This is a genomic window from Streptomyces sp. NBC_01214, assembly GCF_026340975.1.
In the GTDB taxonomy this organism is placed as follows: Bacteria; Actinomycetota; Actinomycetes; order Streptomycetales; family Streptomycetaceae; genus Streptomyces.
Genome location: NZ_JAPEOS010000001.1, coordinates 4,605,431 through 4,621,683, shown reverse-complemented (window position 1 = coordinate 4,621,683; position 16,253 = coordinate 4,605,431). Strand labels below are relative to the sequence as shown.

Annotated in this window: 14 protein-coding genes; 9 read left to right on the top strand and 5 right to left on the bottom strand. The window is 72.1% G+C overall.

Annotated elements, in window-relative coordinates; genetic code table 11:
* Window positions 1–196 precede the first annotated feature (196 nt).
* Both OG594_RS21690 and OG594_RS21685 read right to left on the bottom strand, forming a co-directional pair.
* The gene (locus tag OG594_RS21690; RefSeq protein ID WP_266601447.1) at window positions 197–1,030 is read right to left on the bottom strand and encodes a PIG-L family deacetylase; all 834 of its coding nucleotides are present in this window, start codon (window positions 1,028–1,030) and stop codon (window positions 197–199) included.
* Window positions 1,031–1,530: 500 nt separating this feature from the next.
* On the bottom strand, window positions 1,531–2,031 hold the full coding sequence (locus tag OG594_RS21685; protein WP_266601445.1) for an SMI1/KNR4 family protein: 501 nt from the start codon (window positions 2,029–2,031) through the stop codon (window positions 1,531–1,533).
* Window positions 2,032–2,349: 318 nt separating this feature from the next.
* Between OG594_RS21685 and OG594_RS21680 the strand changes: the two genes are divergently transcribed.
* The 6 genes from OG594_RS21680 (at window position 2,350) to OG594_RS21655 (ending at window position 7,780) form a co-directional block, all read left to right on the top strand.
* Window positions 2,350–3,882, top strand: coding sequence for an adenosine deaminase (locus OG594_RS21680; protein WP_266601443.1), 1,533 nt, complete (start codon window positions 2,350–2,352; stop codon window positions 3,880–3,882).
* Window positions 3,883–3,971: 89 nt separating this feature from the next.
* Window positions 3,972–4,460, top strand: a complete 489-nt coding sequence (locus tag OG594_RS21675; RefSeq protein WP_266601442.1) for a DUF4265 domain-containing protein — start codon at window positions 3,972–3,974, stop codon at window positions 4,458–4,460.
* A 239-nt stretch (window positions 4,461–4,699) separates the two neighbouring features.
* Complete coding sequence (locus tag OG594_RS21670; protein WP_266601440.1) at window positions 4,700–5,599, top strand: NUDIX domain-containing protein; 900 nt, start codon at window positions 4,700–4,702, stop codon at window positions 5,597–5,599.
* A gap of 111 nt (window positions 5,600–5,710) precedes the next feature.
* Entirely contained in the window at window positions 5,711–6,295 is a 585-nt protein-coding gene (locus OG594_RS21665) for an NUDIX domain-containing protein (protein ID WP_266601438.1), read from the top strand.
* Window positions 6,292–6,843: an AAA family ATPase gene (locus OG594_RS21660; RefSeq protein ID WP_266601436.1), complete on the top strand. Its 552-nt coding sequence runs from the start codon at window positions 6,292–6,294 to the stop codon at window positions 6,841–6,843. Before OG594_RS21665 ends, OG594_RS21660 begins: the two co-directional genes overlap by 4 nt.
* 103 nt (window positions 6,844–6,946) lie before the next feature.
* A complete protein-coding gene (locus OG594_RS21655; protein WP_266601434.1) occupies window positions 6,947–7,780 on the top strand; it encodes an NAD(P)H-binding protein in 834 nt (277 codons plus the stop codon).
* Between the two features lie 32 nt (window positions 7,781–7,812).
* Here OG594_RS21655 and OG594_RS21650 read toward each other — a convergent pair whose 3' ends face one another.
* The 3 genes from OG594_RS21650 to OG594_RS21640 are packed head-to-tail and all read right to left on the bottom strand — an operon-like array spanning window position 7,813 to window position 11,455.
* Window positions 7,813–10,158: an FtsX-like permease family protein gene (locus OG594_RS21650; protein ID WP_266601427.1), complete on the bottom strand. Its 2,346-nt coding sequence runs from the start codon at window positions 10,156–10,158 to the stop codon at window positions 7,813–7,815.
* Between the two features lie 2 nt (window positions 10,159–10,160).
* Window positions 10,161–10,952: an ABC transporter ATP-binding protein gene (locus OG594_RS21645; protein WP_266601425.1), complete on the bottom strand. Its 792-nt coding sequence runs from the start codon at window positions 10,950–10,952 to the stop codon at window positions 10,161–10,163.
* Window positions 10,949–11,455, bottom strand: a complete 507-nt coding sequence (locus OG594_RS21640) for a PadR family transcriptional regulator (protein ID WP_266601423.1) — start codon at window positions 11,453–11,455, stop codon at window positions 10,949–10,951. The genes OG594_RS21645 and OG594_RS21640 overlap by 4 nt, the downstream gene beginning before the upstream one ends.
* Window positions 11,456–11,623: 168 nt before the next feature.
* Between OG594_RS21640 and OG594_RS21635 the strand changes: the two genes are divergently transcribed.
* From OG594_RS21635 to OG594_RS21625, 3 genes are all read left to right on the top strand, one after another.
* Window positions 11,624–12,904: an ABC transporter substrate-binding protein gene (locus tag OG594_RS21635; RefSeq protein ID WP_266601421.1), complete on the top strand. Its 1,281-nt coding sequence runs from the start codon at window positions 11,624–11,626 to the stop codon at window positions 12,902–12,904.
* Between the two features lie 213 nt (window positions 12,905–13,117).
* Window positions 13,118–14,800, top strand: coding sequence for a glycoside hydrolase family 13 protein (locus tag OG594_RS21630; RefSeq protein WP_266601419.1), 1,683 nt, complete (start codon window positions 13,118–13,120; stop codon window positions 14,798–14,800).
* Between the two features lie 113 nt (window positions 14,801–14,913).
* Window positions 14,914–16,245: an ABC transporter substrate-binding protein gene (locus OG594_RS21625; RefSeq protein ID WP_266601417.1), complete on the top strand. Its 1,332-nt coding sequence runs from the start codon at window positions 14,914–14,916 to the stop codon at window positions 16,243–16,245.
* The last annotated feature ends 8 nt before the right edge of the window (window positions 16,246–16,253 follow it).

Genomic DNA, 16,253 nt, shown 5'->3' with positions numbered 1-16,253 from the left:
CTGCCGCGCGGCCCCGGGCGAGGCGCTGCCGGGCGAGGCGTCCTCGATCGGCGGCGGCGCGTCCCGCGGGACGACGTCCGGGTCTGGGAACCCGCACCGGCCGAGCTCCTGCATCGCCCGTGCTGGCACGGCGCGGGGAGGCAGGATCCGTAGCCGTACGGCCGACGAGCTTCCCCGGACCCGGTCGGACAGGGGATCAGCGCAGTCCGGCGAAGAGATCGTTCTCGGGCACGGCCGCGCCGGTGGAGTCCTTGACGCGTACGAAGGTCTCCATGCCCATCAACTCGCCGAACCTCTCCTTGCCCATCTTGAGGAAGAAGATGTTCTCGCCCTGACTGGCGTGCGCGGCCAGCGCGTCGAACTTCTGACCGCTGTACGCGGTGGTGTCCACCCACGTGGTGATCTCATCGTCGGGGAGGCCGATCTCGGCCATCGCGGCGGCCTCGGCGGGATCCGGCTCCGGCATCTCCTCATGGAACTCGCGCATGATCTCCCCGAAGCGCTGCATCCCCGAGCGGGGCATCGTCGTCCAGTACACCTTCGGTGTCAGCGCGGTCATCTCCAACGCCGCCATCGTGATGCGATGGGCCTGGATGTGGTCGGGATGGCCGTAGAAGCCGTTCTCGTCGTAGGTGACGACCACATCGGGTCGGTAGTGCCGCATGAGTTCCGCGAGTCGGGCCGCGCCTTCCTCGACGGGGAGCTGCCAGAAGGACCCGGGAGCGTCGTTGCTCGGCCAGCCCATCATCCCGGAGTCGGCGTAGTCCAGCATTTCGAGATCGCTGATCTTCAGGACGTCACAGCTCGCCTCGAGTTCTTGACGGCGCATCAAGGCGACGGTCGCCGGATCGTGCGCGGGATCGCCCGGCTTGGTCCCGCCCGGTCCGTCGCCGCAACGGCCGTCGGTACACGTCACGAGAACCGTGCGGATGCCTTCTGCCGCGTACCGCGCGAGGACCCCTCCGGTTCCGGTGGCCTCGTCGTCGGGGTGGGCGTGCACTGCCATGAGCGTCAAGGGCCGGTCAGCCACGAAACAATCCTCCTGAGGAAGTACTTCTCGGTCCGAGTCCGCGGCGGACTCACCGCGATCCTGGAGGGCCGGATCCCGGTGGGGCGGACGACCTCGTGGTCGCCGTGCTCCCCGCCCGTGCGGCGCCGGTCCCTCGGTCGGTGCAACCGCGCCGACCGGCCCGGCTGTTCCCGGCGCGGCCGCTCGGCCGGCCCACAGCCTCCGTCCCGGCCCGCCCGGGCGGCCCCGTCGATCGCCCGGGGATCGGCTGGAAGGCGCTGTGCCGGCTGAGCTGCTCGTGGGAGGTACGACGGGTCCGGCACGGGGCGGCGGACCCGGTGGCAGTGTTCTGGCGACTGTGAGCGGGCGGCCTTGATCGGGGCGGGCGCATCGTCCGACACTGCTCGCGGCCCGGCGCCGACCCCGAACACCACTGATTCGTGAGTAATTGGAGGTTTGTGGAAGGAAGCTCGGCCAGCTCCACCACGGTCCGGAACTGACGCACACCTGACCAGGACTGACTACCAGTGCCAGGTAACACTGCCGTCGGCGTTGGTCTCCTCACGAACCGTCTCGGCGTGATGCTTCCAGACCGGTATCTCGCGCTCGGCGGTCGCGCGGAGCCAGTCGGTGAAGGACGAGCAGCTGGGAACAGGAAGGTCCGCGTGATCGCCTTCGGAGTACGACCAGACCTCGGGGTCAGGTCCGGTGCCTCGCATGAACTCGAACTGATACCCCTGGTGCATGGAGAAGACACGGTCGGTGGCCTCGAAGTGGAAGGACGATTCGTTCTCTTCGAGAAGCTCGCGGGCAGCCGTCCCCAGGCCAAGGATGCGGGGGTGGTAGACGTCCGTCCCCTGCATGAAGCGCCCTGCGCCACCGCCGATCAGGGAAAGGAATTCTCGGTAGGCGGCTGCCATCGGAGCTCGTTGATCACGCTCGACGGCCAGGACGGCCCCGGCCGGCAGGCCCTGAAGCTGATCGAGGCGGGCGGTGGTGCCGTCGGTGATCGCCTCGACCACAGCCCGCACCCGCTGCTCCGGCGTCAGCAGGCCTGCTTCATCCCATGCCGCCGGCCACGGTTGCGTCGGCAGAGGTATCGCTGGGCTCTCGTCTTCGCGTCGCTTCCATGGCATCGGGCACCCCACTCGGTCTGTGATCGCGAGCTTACGTGAGCTCCGAGCCGGCTCCGACTCCGATGTTCATGCCCGCGCCCATCCAGGTGGTGGGTGCGGTCCCTCTCGGAAGGAACGATCCTCTGCGGGGCCTCCCGGGTGACGCGGGGAGGCGCTCGGCACGGCCTACCGCCGCACTGTGGTCCCCTTCACCACCATGTGCCCGTGATCCCATCCCACTTGATCGGTGCGCTCTCCGCCCTCGCCCTGCTCGCGCCCGCCTCCGCGTACGCGGCGGCCGCCACCCCCGCCTCCGTCGCGCCCCCGGCTTCCGGGCCGGGCCGTGCCGGAGACTTCTTCGCCGACCTCCCCAAGGGTGGTGACCTGCACAACCACTTGTCCGGAGCGGTCACCACCGAGTTCCTGATCGAACTCGCAGCCGGGGACGGCCTCTGCATCACCACCGACACCACCACGGCGGTACCCCCGCCGTGCGGGGCGGGCACCCGGCCGGCCGCCGACGCCGTCACCGACGCGGCGTTCCGCCAGCAGGTGATCCGGGCCTGGTCGATGCAGGACTTCCCGGCGGACGGCAACGGCCACGACCACTTCTTCGCGACCTTCGGGAAGTTCGGCGAGGTGACCTGGCGGCACCCGGGCCGGATGCTCGCGCAGGTCGCGGGCTCCGTGGCCCGACAAAACCAGTTCTATCTGGAGACCATGATCTCCCCGGCCTCCGGCCAGGCCCGTGAGCTCGCCGACCGGGTCGGCTACGACGCCGACCTGGACCGCATGCACGACAAGCTCCTCGCCGGCGGGGGCCTGGACGCGGTCGTCCGCCAGGCCCGCACCGATGCCGACACCACCGACGTCGAGTTCCGTGGCGCCGCGCACTGTGACACTCCGCAGCCCGACGCCGCGTGCTCGCTGCCGTACCGGTGGATTTCCCAGGTCGCCCGCGCCGGCACCCCCGAGCGGGTGTTCACCCAGATGGCGCTCGGCATGCGGCTGGCCGAGCGCGACCCGCGCTTCGTCGCCGTCAACCTGGTGCAGCCGGAGGACGACCCGGTCGCCCTGCGCGACTACCGCCTGCACATGCGGATGCTGAACTACCTCAAGACCCAGTACCCGAAGGCGCACATCACCCTGCACGCGGGCGAGCTGGTGCCCGGCCTGGTCAAGCCGGAGGACCTCACCTTCCACATCAGGGAGGCCGCCCAGACCGGCCGCGCCGAGCGGATCGGGCACGGCGTGTCCGTCCTGCACGAGGACCGCTGGGAGTCGCTCATGCGCTACATGGCCGAGCGGCGCATCGCGGTCGAGGTCCCCTTCCACAGCAACGAGCAGATCCTGCGCGTCTCCGGCGACGCGCACCCCTTCGCCACCTACCGCCGCCACGGCGTGCCGGTCGTCCTCGCCACCGACGACCCGGGCGTGTCCCGGATCGAGATCACCGACGAGTACCGCAGGGCTGCGGAGATGTACGGACTCGGCTACCCGGAGCTGAAGGACCTCGCCCGGGCCTCCCTGGAACACTCGTTCCTGCCCGGCCGGGGCCTGTGGAACCGTGACGTCCGTACCGGCTACCGTCCGACCGGGGCGTGTGCCAAGGAGCAGCAGGGCGCCGAGCACCCGAGCGAGCGGTGCGCCCGGTTCCTGGCTGCCAGCCCGAAGGCGCAGGTCGAGTGGCGGCAGGAGGCGGCCTTCCGGCGCTTCGAGGCCGACCACACCCGCACCCCCCGCCCCGGCTCCCACTGATCCCGGGACCTGGTCGGAGCCGGCCCGCGGCCCTCACGGGCGCGGGCCGGCCCGCACGCCCCGTCCGCGGTGGCATCGAGGATCGGCGCATGATGGCTGTCATGGAGAACGCGGTCGAGAAGATCAAGGTGTGGTTCCGGTTCGTCCCGCGCGAGGGGTGGTTCCCGCAGGACACCGAGGGCCTGTGGGCGATGAAGCTCGGCGATGACACCGCGAGCGTGGAGAACTGCCCCTTCCTCCAGGACGGGGTGGCCGAGGGGGATGTGGTGCGGTACCGGACCGACTCCGACGGCCTCCACTGGGCCGTCGGGCGGGTCAGTTCCTCCGGCAACTGCACGATCCGAGTGCTGCCCGTACCCACCGGCCCCCTGGGCCGCAGCCCGCAGGCGGTGCACCAGCGCCTGTCGGAGTTCGGGCTCGGCGGCGAGGTCTTCAGCGAGGACTTCCCCATGCTGGCCCTGACCGCGCCGGCCGGCGCGGACTTCGCCGGGATCAAAGCCCTCCTGGACCGGGGGCGGGACGAAGGGTGGTGGCACTACGAGGTCGGCTGCGGCACGGACGCATGGTGGAACGCCTGACCAGCGCCGTCTGACCAGCGCCGTCAGATCACCACCGCCTGGCCAGCGCCGCCCGAGCCCCCGCCCGCAATCCCCCTCAGGAGTGACACCGACCTGTTCGAGCGAGTTTCAACGTCGGCCGGCCCGAGCCCGCAAGGGCCCTGCCCCACACCCGAACACGGGTTCGCGCGATGCCCCGGCCCCGGCCGTGACGGCCCCCGATCCGGACCGTTCTCCAGAGCACGAGTGAAGGAGCTCCGATGACCGAATCCGTCGAACCGCACGGCACCGCCGCGCTGCTGGTCGACTCGCGAGGCCGGTACCTGTTGCACCTGCGCGACGCCAACAAGGACATCTGCGATCCGGGCACGTGGTCGGTCCCGGGCGGCGGCCGTGAGGGCGAGGAGACGGCGGCGCAGGCCGTCGAGCGGGAACTCCTCGAAGAGACCGGCCTGACCGTGCCGTTGGAACCCTTCACGGTCGTCAGCTGCCACGGGCCCGGGCCGGACGGGCCGGCCGAGGGCCGCATCCAGGTGTACCTGGGGGCCTGGGACGGAGACGCCGACGAACTCCCGTGCCCCGAAGGCATCATGTTCCGCCACTTCGACGCGGCCACGATCCCCTTCCTGACGATGTGCCCGTGGACGAAGGAGGTCATCGACCTCCACCGGGCCCGGGGCCTCGCCCCGGCCGCCGTACCGGCCCCGGCCCGACCCGGCGGCCGGGCGCGACGCAACGTCGTCGGCGTTCACCTCTACCTCGAACGCGACGGGCGGGTCCTGCTCGGACTGCGGCACCCGGACTCCGCCTTCGCGGCGTCCACCCACCACTTCCTCGCCGGACACTGCGAGCAGGAGTCCGCCGTCGCCTGCCTCGTGCGGGAGGCGGAGGAGGAGGCCGGCCTGGGCATCGACCCGGGCGACGTGGAACTGGTCCACGTCGTGCACGTCGTGGACCGACCGGGCGGCCTGCCCCGCATCCAGCTCGTGTTCCGCGCGCGGCAGTGGCACGGCACACCCGAGGTGCGCGAGCCCGACCGCTGCCTGTCCTGGGACTGGTGGCCCGTCGGCGACCTCCCGGAACCGGTCGTCCCCTACGCCCGGGCTGCGCTCGAGGGCATCCGGGCCGGTCGCCTCTACACCGAGCTCGGCTGGGCATGAACCACCCATGACCCTGACCACGACCACGACCACGATCCGGTGCACCGTCACCCGAGCACCGGACCATCCGCACGACCGCGGTCGCCGCGCCCCGCACCCCCGGACCGCAGCGTGAGCGGCGGCCCCCGGCACACGGTGCCGGTCGACGTCCACCTCGTACTGCGCCGCGACGGCAGCTGCGGCCCGCAGGTGTTGCTGTCGCGCAGGGCCGGGCCCGTGTACGCGACCGGCCTGTGGCACCTGCCGTCCGGGCATCTCGACCCGGACGAGGACATGGTCGAAGCCGTGATCCGGGAGGCCCGCGAGGAGACCGGCGTCCTGATCGCGGCGCCGGACGTGACCGCGGCGGTCACCGTCCACCACCGCCCTCCCCGGGGCGGCAATTCGCGGATCGGCGTCTTCTTCGAGGTACGGCGGTGGACGGGCCTGCCCCGGGTGACGGAGCCGGACCGGTGTGACGGCATGGGCTGGTACCCGTTGGGCGCTCTGCCGGAGCCGATGGTGGCGTACTGCCGGGCCGGCCTGGACGCGTACCGGGCGGGCGCCCCCGCCGCCGTGCACTTCCAGCAGCCCGGCGACCTCGTCGAGTACGCCGCGGACGGCGCCGACCGCACCCGACTCCTGCCCGGCCCGCCCCCGCCCCCGCCCCCGCCCCCTCCCCCGGCTCCTCGGGGATCGGTAGGGTGCGCCGAATGACCGTGGGAAGTGACGGGACCCGGCTCGTGGTCCTTCGCGGGAACTCGGCGGCGGGCAAGTCCTCGGTGGCGGCGGGGATCCGCGACCGGTTCGGCCGTGGCCTGGCCCTCGTCGGCCAGGACAACGTGCGGCGGGTCGTCTTGAGGGAGCGTGACGTGCCCGGCGGCGCCAACATCGGGCTGATCGACACGGTCGCCCGCTACGCACTGGACGCCGGCTACCACGTGGTCGTCGAGGGAATCCTGTACGCCGACCGGTACGGCGACATGCTGGCGGGCCTGCTCGGCGACCACCGTGGAGTGTCCCGCTGCTACTACCTCGACGTCCCGATCGAGGAGACGCTGACCCGGCATGCCTCGAAGGCCGACCCCGACTATCTGGCTCAGGTCACCGAGCGGGAACTGCGGGACTGGTACCGCGAGCGCGACCTCCTTCCCGGTGGCGTCGAGACCGTCATCGGAGCCGACAGCGCGCTGCCCGACACGATCGAACGCATCATGCGCGACACCGGTCTCGCGGGGTTGCCCGCGCGCATCGACCGACCCTGATGCTCCGTGGTCCCGCCCTCGCCAGGAGTCTCCTTGACCTGAAGTGCGATCGAGCTTCTAGCGTGTCCTCAAGTTGATCAACGGAGGGCGGGAGAACGCGCACATGATCCTCGTGACCGGAGCCACCGGAAACATCGACAGGGCACTGATCAGGGAGTTGCACGGATGCGGCGCGGGACCGCTGAGAGGGTTCACGCGTGACGCCTCACGGGCGACGTTCCCCGAGGGGGTCGAGGGCGTCGAGGGCGACTTCGCGGTGCCCGCGTCGTTGGAGCCCGCTCTGGACGGGGTGCGCTCGCTGTTCCTCGTGTCCCGTACGGGCCCGGACGCGGACATCCTCGCGGCAGCCCGGCGGGCGGGTGTCGAGCACGTGGTGCTGGTGTCGTCCATCACCGTCCAGACCCATCCGCACCTGGGCCCCGCCGGCGAGAACCTGGCGGTCGAGCAGCTGCTCAAGGACAGCGGCATGGCGTGGACGATCCTGCGACCGACGCAGTTCGCCTCGAACGCCATGATGTGGGCGGCGTCGATCCGCGACGGCCAGGCGGTCCGCGCCCCGTACGCGGACACCGGGCTGCCCACGATCCACCCCGCGGACATCGCGGCGGTGGCGCGGGTCGCCCTGACCGAGCCCGGCCATCGGGAGCGGACGTACGCCCTGACCGGCCCGGAGCCGGTGACGGCCCGGCAACAGGTCGAGGCCATCGCCGCAGCACTGGGGCGGGACGTGCCCTTCATCGAGGTCAGCCGAGGGGAGGCGCACGCCCAGATGGCCGCCGTCTTCGGGGAGGAGGCCGCGGATGCGGTGCTCGACGTCACGGGCGGAGACGTCAATGCCGAGCTGCTGGCCGTGCGCGACACGGTTGCGCACGTCACCGGTTCCCCGGGCAGGTCGTTCCGGCAGTGGGCCGAGGAGAACGCCCACGTGTTCCGCTGAGCGGCCCGTCGGAGCGTCGGAGCGTCAGAGCGTCAGAGGGTCTCGCTCAGCGAGTCGGCCGGCCGCCTGCGTGCCGCTCGTGTCGCCGGGAGCACCGCCGCCACCACCGCGCCCAGCACCGCCCCGACGATCACGGTGAACAGCACGGGGAGCGGCGGCAGCTGGGCGATGCCCGCGCCGATCCCGCTCGACGCGCCCTGGGTGTCCACCAGCCACCTGCCGGACAGCACCCCGACCGTCGTACCCACCACGGCGGACGCCAGCGCCGTCAGCCCGGCGGCCGTCACGATCATCGCGCCGATCTGGCGGGGCGTCAGCCCGATCGCCTTCAGCGCGAGCAGGTCCCGGCCGCGGTCCCGTACGCCGGTCCCGATCAGTGTCAGCAGCTCGATCAGCCCGATCAGCGCCAGGACCGCGATCAGGGCCGCGATCACCGCGCGCGCCGGTTCCAGCCGGTCGACCGGGTTCGGCGTCTCGCGGACCTCCAGCGCCCCGGCCGTCGCCCCGGCGAGCGCGGCGCTCACCGCCTCGGGGTCCGCGCCCTCGCGCAGCACGAGGGCGTGGAAGTCGGGTCGTAGCCCCGGATCGCGCTCGCGCAGCGCGTCGATGCTCGTGGTGATCACCCGGCCCCCGGATTCGGGTTCGATGGTGCGGCCCACGACGTGCAGGATCTGTGGTCGGCCCTCGACGGTCATCCGCACCCACGCGCCGACCCGTACCCCGAGGAGGTCGAGCAGCCCCTGTCCGGCCACCGCCTCGTCCGGACCGCTGACCGCGCGCCCTTCCACCACCTCGGCGGGGTACGGGTCCCGGGCCGTCCCCAGGCCGCGGAGCGTGATGGTGCCGGTCTGACCCGGTACGAGCGCCGCCATCTCGGCGCCGGGGTGGACCGCGGCGACGCCCCGGACCCCGGCGAGGGTCCGCTCCAGTTCCGCGTCGGACGTCCCGGCCGACTGCCCGGCCCGTACGGTCAGTGCCGCGGGCAGTCCCATCTGCGCGGGCCGGCTGCGGAACTGGTCCAGCGTCGACCAAGCGACGAGTGCGACCGTGATGAGGACCAGCGGCAGGGCGAGCCGGGCGACGGGGACGAGCGTCCGGCCGCGCCGCGGGAAGGCCGCACGCCACCCCAGGACCAGGGCGGGCGGCACGCGTACGCCGAGGGCCCGCCTGCCGAGCGCGGTCATCGGCGCGGCGGACGGCAGCGCCGCCCGGGCCACCGGCACCGGTGGGACCCGGCCGGCCCGCCAGGCCGAGAGCCCGGTCGCGGCCGCGATCAGCAGCACCGCACCGCACGGGATGCCGATCATGAGCGCGGTATGGCCGGGCAGGTCCTGCCACACCGCCGTCGCTTCCCCGATCCGTCCGGGTATCCGGGCGCCCAGCAGGGCGATCGCCGCCGTGCCGAGCGCCACGCCGAGGAGGGCGAAGGCCAGGTGCTGGACGAGGAAGCCGCGGGTCACCTGGCCGGGGGTGAAGCCGACGGCCTTGAGGATCGCGATGTCCCGCAGTTGCCCGCGGACGCGGGCGCCGATCGCTCCGGCGGCGGCGAGCGCGGCCGCGAGCAGCGCTCCGAGCCCGAAGACGGCGAACATCTGCCCGAGCAGCCGGTCGTCGCCGCCCGCCTCGGCCCGTGCCTGCTGCCACTTGGTGACCTGGGCGACCCGGTCGGCGCCCAGGACGGTCACGGCCCGCTGGACGGTGAAGTCGGTGTCGTCCGGGTCGTGCAGGCGCAGGCCCACGCTCTGGCCGGTGTCGCCGTGGGCGACCTCGTCGAGGGTGTCGTCGAGGACCCATCCGATGCCGGGCCCGCCGCCCGGGTGGTAGCGCGGCTCGGCCACCTCGGCGATCCCGCTGACCCGTAGTGCGTGCGGTGCGCCGTCCGGGCCGGTGACCCGTACGGTGTCGCCCGGCTCCGCCCACAGGGCCCGCGCGACGGAGGCTTCCAGTACGAGGGCGCCGCTACCGGTACCCGCGCCGGTGCCGGCACCGGTGGTATCGGGACGGGCGAGCCAGTTGCCGTCGGTGACGAGCGGTCGTCCGGTCTCCGGGGGCACGGCCCGGGCCGCGCGCAGCGTCACTCCGGCTCGGGCGCCGCGCGACTCGACCGTCGTGGCCGTGGTGCGGTAGGGCCCGGAGAGGGCGGCGACCCCGTCCACGCGGGACAGGGCGGCCGTGTCCGCACCGGCGCGGGTGTGGAGCCAGAGGTGTGCGCCGTGGGACTGGTTGAAGACGCGCTGCCAGGGGTTGGCGGCGTAGCTGAACAGTGCGCCGGCGAGCAGGAGCGAGGCGATGATGCCGGCGCTGGCCAGGACGACGAAGAGGGCTTCGCCGCGGTGTGCGCGGAAGTCGGCGTGCGCCCAGCGCAGCGTGGCCCGCACGGTCACTCCTTGAGTTCCAGGTCCAGGTCCAGCACGCCGGAGACGCCGCGGGCCGGCCCGCGGCGTCCGCCGCCGAGCTGTGCGTCGTCGGCTATGCGCCCGTCGAAGAAGGAGATGACGCGGTCGGCGGCGCTGGCCATCCGGGCGTCGTGGGTGACCATCACGATCGTCTGGCCGCGCTGGTGGAAACGGGAGAGCAGTCGCAGGACCTCGCGGGTGCCCTTGCTGTCGAGGCTGCCGGCCGGCTCGTCGGCGAGCAGCAGTGCGGGGTGGTTGACCAGAGCGCGGGCGAGTGCGACCCGCTGCTGCTCGCCGCCGGACAGCTCGCCGGGCATCGAGCGTTCGCGGCCTTCGAGGCCGAGTTCGGCGAGCAGTTCGCCGCGGGATGCGCGGGCGGCCTTCGGGGAGGCGCCGGCGAGCAGGGCGGGGAGTTCGACGTTGTCGGCGACGGTGAGGTTGGAGACCAGGTTGAAGAACTGGAAGACGACGCCGATGCTGCGGCGCCGCAGGACCGCCCAGCGGGCCTCGCGGTACGCGTCGACCCGCTCCCCGCCGATCCACAGCTTCCCGCTGTCGGGCCGCTGGAGGCCGCCCAGCAGGTGCAGGAGCGTGGACTTGCCGGCTCCGGAGGGTCCGGTGACCGCGACGAACTCGCCGGGCCGGACGGACAGGTCCACCCCGCGCACGGCGCGCACCGGTACGCCCTCGCCGTGGTGCGTCTTGGTCAGGCCCTCGGCCCGCACGATGGGCTCGGCGGACGCGCCGGGAGCGGCGGTGGTGGCGGCGTCGCTCATTCCAGCTCCTCCTGGCAGCGTTCCAGCCAGTCGAGGTCGGCCTGCAGGTGCAGCATCGCGCCCTCGATCAGCAGTTGGGAGATCTTGTTGTCGCGGTCCTCCGCCGCGGCCAGCTTGGACAGGTCCCGCATGGTGTTGAGGTACTGCCGCCGCTGCTTGTTGATCAGTGCGACCGGATCGGCCAGACCCGACTGCGGCGCGAGCGCGAGCTTCATGAAGAACTCGTCCCGTACCCGGGGCTCCTCGGTGGCGTCCTCGAACCAGGCCAGTACGGCCTCGCGTCCGGCGTCCGTCAGCTTGTACGTGCGCTTGTTGGGGCGTCCCGACTGTTCGACGTCCTCGCCCTCGATGAGGCCGCTCTTCTCCAGCCGTCCGAGGGTGACGTAGATCTGGCCGACGTTGGGCTGAGGGTACGCGGCGCCCAGGAGCTTCTCAAGGTCCTGCTTCAGCTCGTAACCGTGCGCAGGGCTACGGGTGAGGAGCGCAAGGAGCGCCAGCCGCACTCGCTCCCCCTCCTTCCCGCTCCGTAGTCAACGGTTCACTCGGCAGCGGGCCAAGTCGCGCCGCCGTCCGTCTCGTCTGCCTGCGCGTCTAGTATCGCCCATGCCTAACGGGTATATATAGGCCACGATGGTCGGCGACGCAGCCGGATCGTGCACTGGGAGGAATCTATGCGGTGGATGCGTGCCGCGGGTAGAGCTCTCCTGGTCGGGGCGGTCGTACTGGCGGGCTACACCGGTCTCGGTGTCCGTGCCGGGGCGGGCGTTGCTTCCGAGGACCAGGCTCGCGGTCCCCTGACGCTCGTCACGGCGGGCGATCTCACGGACTACCTCCCGCCGCTCCTGGCGGACTGGAACGAAGCCCATCCCGACGAGCGCGTCACGCTCGTCGAGCTGCCCGACTCGGCGGACGAGACCCGGGCCCAGATGATCAGCGAGCTGCGATCGGGCCGCCATCGGTTCGACGTCCTCAACATCGACGTCGCCTGGACCTCCGAGTTCGCGGCGGCCGGATGGATCTCCCCGCTCCGGCGCGAGCGCTTCCCGCTGAACGCCTTCCTGCGGCCCGTCGTCGACACCGCGACCTTCGACGGCCGGTTGTACGCGGTCCCGTACGTCACCAATGCGGGACTGCTGTACTACCGCAAGGACCTCCTGGACCAGGAGGGCGAGCAGCCGCCGCGCACCTGGGACGAGCTGATCCGCCAGGCGCGCACGATCGCGCCGAAGTACGGACTGGACGGCTATGCGGGCCAGTTCCTGCCGTACGAGGGGCTCACGGTCAACGTCACCGAGGCCGTGCACTCGGCGGGCGGATCGATCCTGCGCGACGACGGCGCCCGCGTGAGCGTGGACTCCGACGCGGCGCGCGCCGGGCTGCGCTTCCTCGCGGACGGCGTGCGGGAGGGCTGGATCTCCCGCGACGCGCTCGGCTACAAGGAGGAGGAGTCGCGGCGGGCCTTCCAGGAGGGCCGGCTGCTGTTCCTGCGGAACTGGCCCTACGTGTACGCGGACGCGGGCGCGGAGGGGTCGAAGGTCGCGGGCAAGTTCGGCGCGGTGCCGCTGCCCGGGCCCGACGGGCCCGGCACGAGCGTGCTGGGCGGCTCCAACCTCGCCGTGAGCAGTCGTGCACGGCATCCGGCGTCGGCAGCCGACCTGATCTCCTACCTCACCAGCGAGCGGGTCCAGCGGCAGGTGCTCACCAAGGGGTCGCTGCCTCCGGTGCGCGCCGCGCTGTACGAGGATCCCGAGCTGGTCCGGGCACATCCGTACCTGCCCACGCTGCGCCAGAGCGTGCTGTCGGCGGTGCCGCGTCCCAAGAGCCCGCGCTACGACCAGGTGAGCCTCGCCGTGCAGGCCGTGGCGCAGGACGTACTGGCGCTGCGCCAAACGCCGGAGCAGGCGGCGGCGCGGCTCGCGCGCGAGCTCGGGACCATTTCCCGCAAGGGCTGATCGCACTCTTCCGCTCCCTCCCCCAGGGCCTCTACTTACATGTTAAGTAGAGGCCCTTTCTTTTACATGCGGGCAAACGCGCACAAACCACCCCAACTTTTCGCTGTTTCTGGACACATCGTTGACACCTTCCAGTCGCCGCTACTTAACATGCATGCATAACAGCGCACCGATCCGGAGCGCTCTCGCATTCAGCAGACAGGTCGACGCGAGATGCTCAGCACCCTTCCGGCCGCTACCGGCCACCCCTCTCCCACCGCCACCACCTCGGCCCCTTGGTGGCGCGACGCGGTGATCTACCAGGTCTACGTCCGCAGCTTCCTCGACAGCACCGGGGACGGCATCGGCGACCTGGCCGGCGTCCGGGCCGGGCTCCCCTACCTGCGCAAGCTCGGTGTCGACGGCATCTGGCTCAGCCCCTTCTACCCCTCGCCGCAGCACGACCACGGCTACGACGTCGCCGACTACCGCGGTGTCGACCCGGTCTACGGCGACCTCGCGGAGTTCGACCGGTTGGTGGCCGACGCCCGCCGGCTCGGGCTGAAGCTGCTCCTCGACATCGTTCCCAACCACTGCTCCAGCGAGCACCCGTGGTTCCGCAGCGCGCTCGCCGCGGAGCCGGGCAGCGCGGAGCGCGCCCGTTTCCACTTCGCGCCCGGCCGCGGCCCGGACGGTACGGAGCCCCCCAACAACTGGCGCGCGATGTTCGGCGGTCCCGCCTGGAGCCGGACCACCGGGCCCGACGGCGCCCCCGGCGAGTGGTACCTGCACCTCTTCACGCCCGAGCAGCCCGACCTGAACTGGCGCGATCCGGCCGTGGGCGACGACTTCGAGGAGGTGCTGCGCTTCTGGCTGGACCGAGGGGTCGACGGCTTCCGCATCGATGTCGCCGCCGGACTGTTCAAGCACCCCGCGCTGCCGGACTCCGGCGACCCCGGAGCCGACGAGCGGGCCCGCGACGCCGTCAACCAGCTGGCCTGGAACCAGCCCGAGGTCCACGGCGTGTGGCGGCGCTGGCGCTCGGTCTGCGAGGAGTACACCGCCCGGGACGGCCGCGAACGGCTACTGGTCGGCGAGGTGTCCGTGCCCACCGCGCGCGAGCACGCCGAGTACGTCCGCCCCGATGAGCTGCACCAGGCGTTCTTCTTCGACCTGCTGAGCGCCCCCTGGGACGCGGAGGCCTTCCGCACGACGATCACCGACGCGATGCGCGACATCGCCGGCACCGGTTCCACCGTCACCTGGGTCCTCAACAACCACGACCAGGTCCGCACGGTCACCCGTTACGCGGGCGAGCCCGGGGTGGAAGGCAGCGGACTGGGTGCCGCCCGCGCCCGCGCCGCGGCCCTCCTGATGCTCGCGCTGCCCGGCGCCGCCTACGTCTACCAGGGCGAGGAACTCGGCCTCCCCGAGGTCCTCGACCTGCCCGACGAGGTCCTCACCGACCCGATCTTCCACCGTACGGGCAGCCGCAAGCACGTCCGGGACGGCTGCCGCGTGCCGCTGCCCTGGTCCGGGCACGCCTCGCCGTTCGGCTTCTCCGGGGAAGCGGCCGGGGCCAAGCCGTGGCTGCCGCAGCCCGAGTGGTTCGCCGAGCACGCCACCGACCGCGCCCTGGCCGACACCCGTTCCTTCTGGCACCTCTACCGTGACGGGCTCCAGCTCCGGCGCACCCTGCCGCAGCTCGGCGAAGGCCCCCTGCGCTGGCTGGACGCGCCTCCTGGGGTGCTGGCGATCAGCCGCGGCGACGGCCTGGTCTGCGCGGTGAACTTCGGCACCGAGCCGGTACCCGCCCCGGTCCCCGGGACCCCGCTGCTCGCCAGCGGCCCCTGTCCCGACGGGGTCCTGCCCGCGGCGACCGCCGCCTGGTGGACGGCCGAATGCCCGGCCCCGTGACCCCCGGCCCCTGACCTCCCCCTCTTCCTCCTCTCCTCTTTCCTCTCTTCCTTCCTCCCCCGCGCAGTCCGGGCTCCGCCCCGTGTCCCGGACCTCCAGACAAGGACTCCCCCATGCGACGACCCAGCAAGACGACCCGGCGGACCGCGGCCACCGCATCGGCGGCCCTCGCCCTCGCCCTCGGTGCCACCGCCTGCGGCCAGACCACCGGACCCGCGAGCAGCGGCGAACTGAGCGGCCAGACCGTGACCGTGGCAGGCGTCTGGACCGGCAGCGAGCAGCAGAACTTCAAGAAGGTCCTGGACGCCTTCACCGAGAAGACCGGCGCCAAGACGGTCTTCGTGCCCTCCGGCGACAACGTCTCCACCTTCGTCGGAAGCAAGATCGAAGGCGGCAACGCGCCCGACGTGGTGATGGTTCCCCAAGTGGGCGTGCTCCAGCAGTTCGCCAAGGAGGGCTGGCTCCAGCCCCTGTCCGACCAGACCGTCCGCAAGGCCGGCTCCACCCTCGCCCCGGTGTGGCGGAACTACGGCACCGTCGACGGCACGTACTACGGCCTCTACTTCAAGGCCGCCCACAAGTCGACCGTCTGGTACGCCCCGGAGGCCTTCGCCCAGGCCGGTGTCAACGAACCCACGAGCTACGCCGACCTTCTGAAGGCCGGCCGCACCCTCGCCGACTCCGGCCGCCCCGCCTTCGCCATAGCCGGCGAGGACGGCTGGACCCTCACCGACTGGTTCGAGAACGTCTACCTCTCCCAGGCCGGACCGGAGAAGTACGACCAGCTCGCCCAGCACAAGCTCAAGTGGACCGACGACAGCGTCGTGAAGGCGCTCACCACCCTCGGCGAACTGTTCAAGGACAAGCAGCTCGTCGCCGGCGGCGCCCAGACCGCGCTGAGCACCGACTTCCCCACGTCGGTCGCGCAGGTCTTCGGCCCCGAGCCCAAGGCGGGCATGGTCTACGAGGGTGACTTCGTCGGCGGCATCGCCAAGGACCAGTTCGGCAAGAAGCCCGGCAAGGACGCCAAGTTCTTCCCGTTCCCCGCGGTCGACGGCGGCAAGGCACCGGTCGTCAGCGGCGGTGACGCGGCCGTCGTCCTCAAGGACGCGAAGAACGCCGGGGCCGGCATGAAGCTGCTCGAGTTCCTGTCCGGCCCCGAGGCCGCCGAAGTCTGGGCCCGCGCCGGCGGCTTCCTGTCCCCGAACAAGGAGCTCGACCTCACCGCGTACGGGGACGAGATCACCCGCAGCACCGCCGACTCGCTCATCGCGGCGGGCGACTCGATCCGCTTCGACATGTCGGACCAGGCCCCGGCCGCGTTCGGCGGCACCAAGGGCGCGGGCGAGTGGAAGCTCCTCCAGGACTTCCTGCGCGACCCGTCGGACCCGCGGGGCACGGCCGCGAAGCTCGAGGCCGAGGCCGCCAAGGCCTACGGGAACTGAGGCGCCTC

Excerpts from the sequence above, each read along its gene's own strand:
- OG594_RS21675 (WP_266601442.1), top strand. The coding sequence starts at position 3,972 with ATGATGGCTGTCATGGAGAACGCGGTCGAGAAGATCAAGGTGTGGTTC.
- OG594_RS21670 (WP_266601440.1), top strand. The coding sequence starts at position 4,700 with ATGACCGAATCCGTCGAACCGCACGGCACCGCCGCGCTGCTGGTCGAC.
- OG594_RS21660 (WP_266601436.1), top strand. The coding sequence starts at position 6,292 with ATGACCGTGGGAAGTGACGGGACCCGGCTCGTGGTCCTTCGCGGGAAC.
- OG594_RS21655 (WP_266601434.1), top strand. The coding sequence starts at position 6,947 with ATGATCCTCGTGACCGGAGCCACCGGAAACATCGACAGGGCACTGATC.
- OG594_RS21645 (WP_266601425.1), bottom strand. The coding sequence starts at position 10,952 with ATGAGCGACGCCGCCACCACCGCCGCTCCCGGCGCGTCCGCCGAGCCC.
- OG594_RS21635 (WP_266601421.1), top strand. The coding sequence starts at position 11,624 with ATGCGGTGGATGCGTGCCGCGGGTAGAGCTCTCCTGGTCGGGGCGGTC.
- OG594_RS21630 (WP_266601419.1), top strand. The coding sequence starts at position 13,118 with ATGCTCAGCACCCTTCCGGCCGCTACCGGCCACCCCTCTCCCACCGCC.
- OG594_RS21625 (WP_266601417.1), top strand. The coding sequence starts at position 14,914 with ATGCGACGACCCAGCAAGACGACCCGGCGGACCGCGGCCACCGCATCG.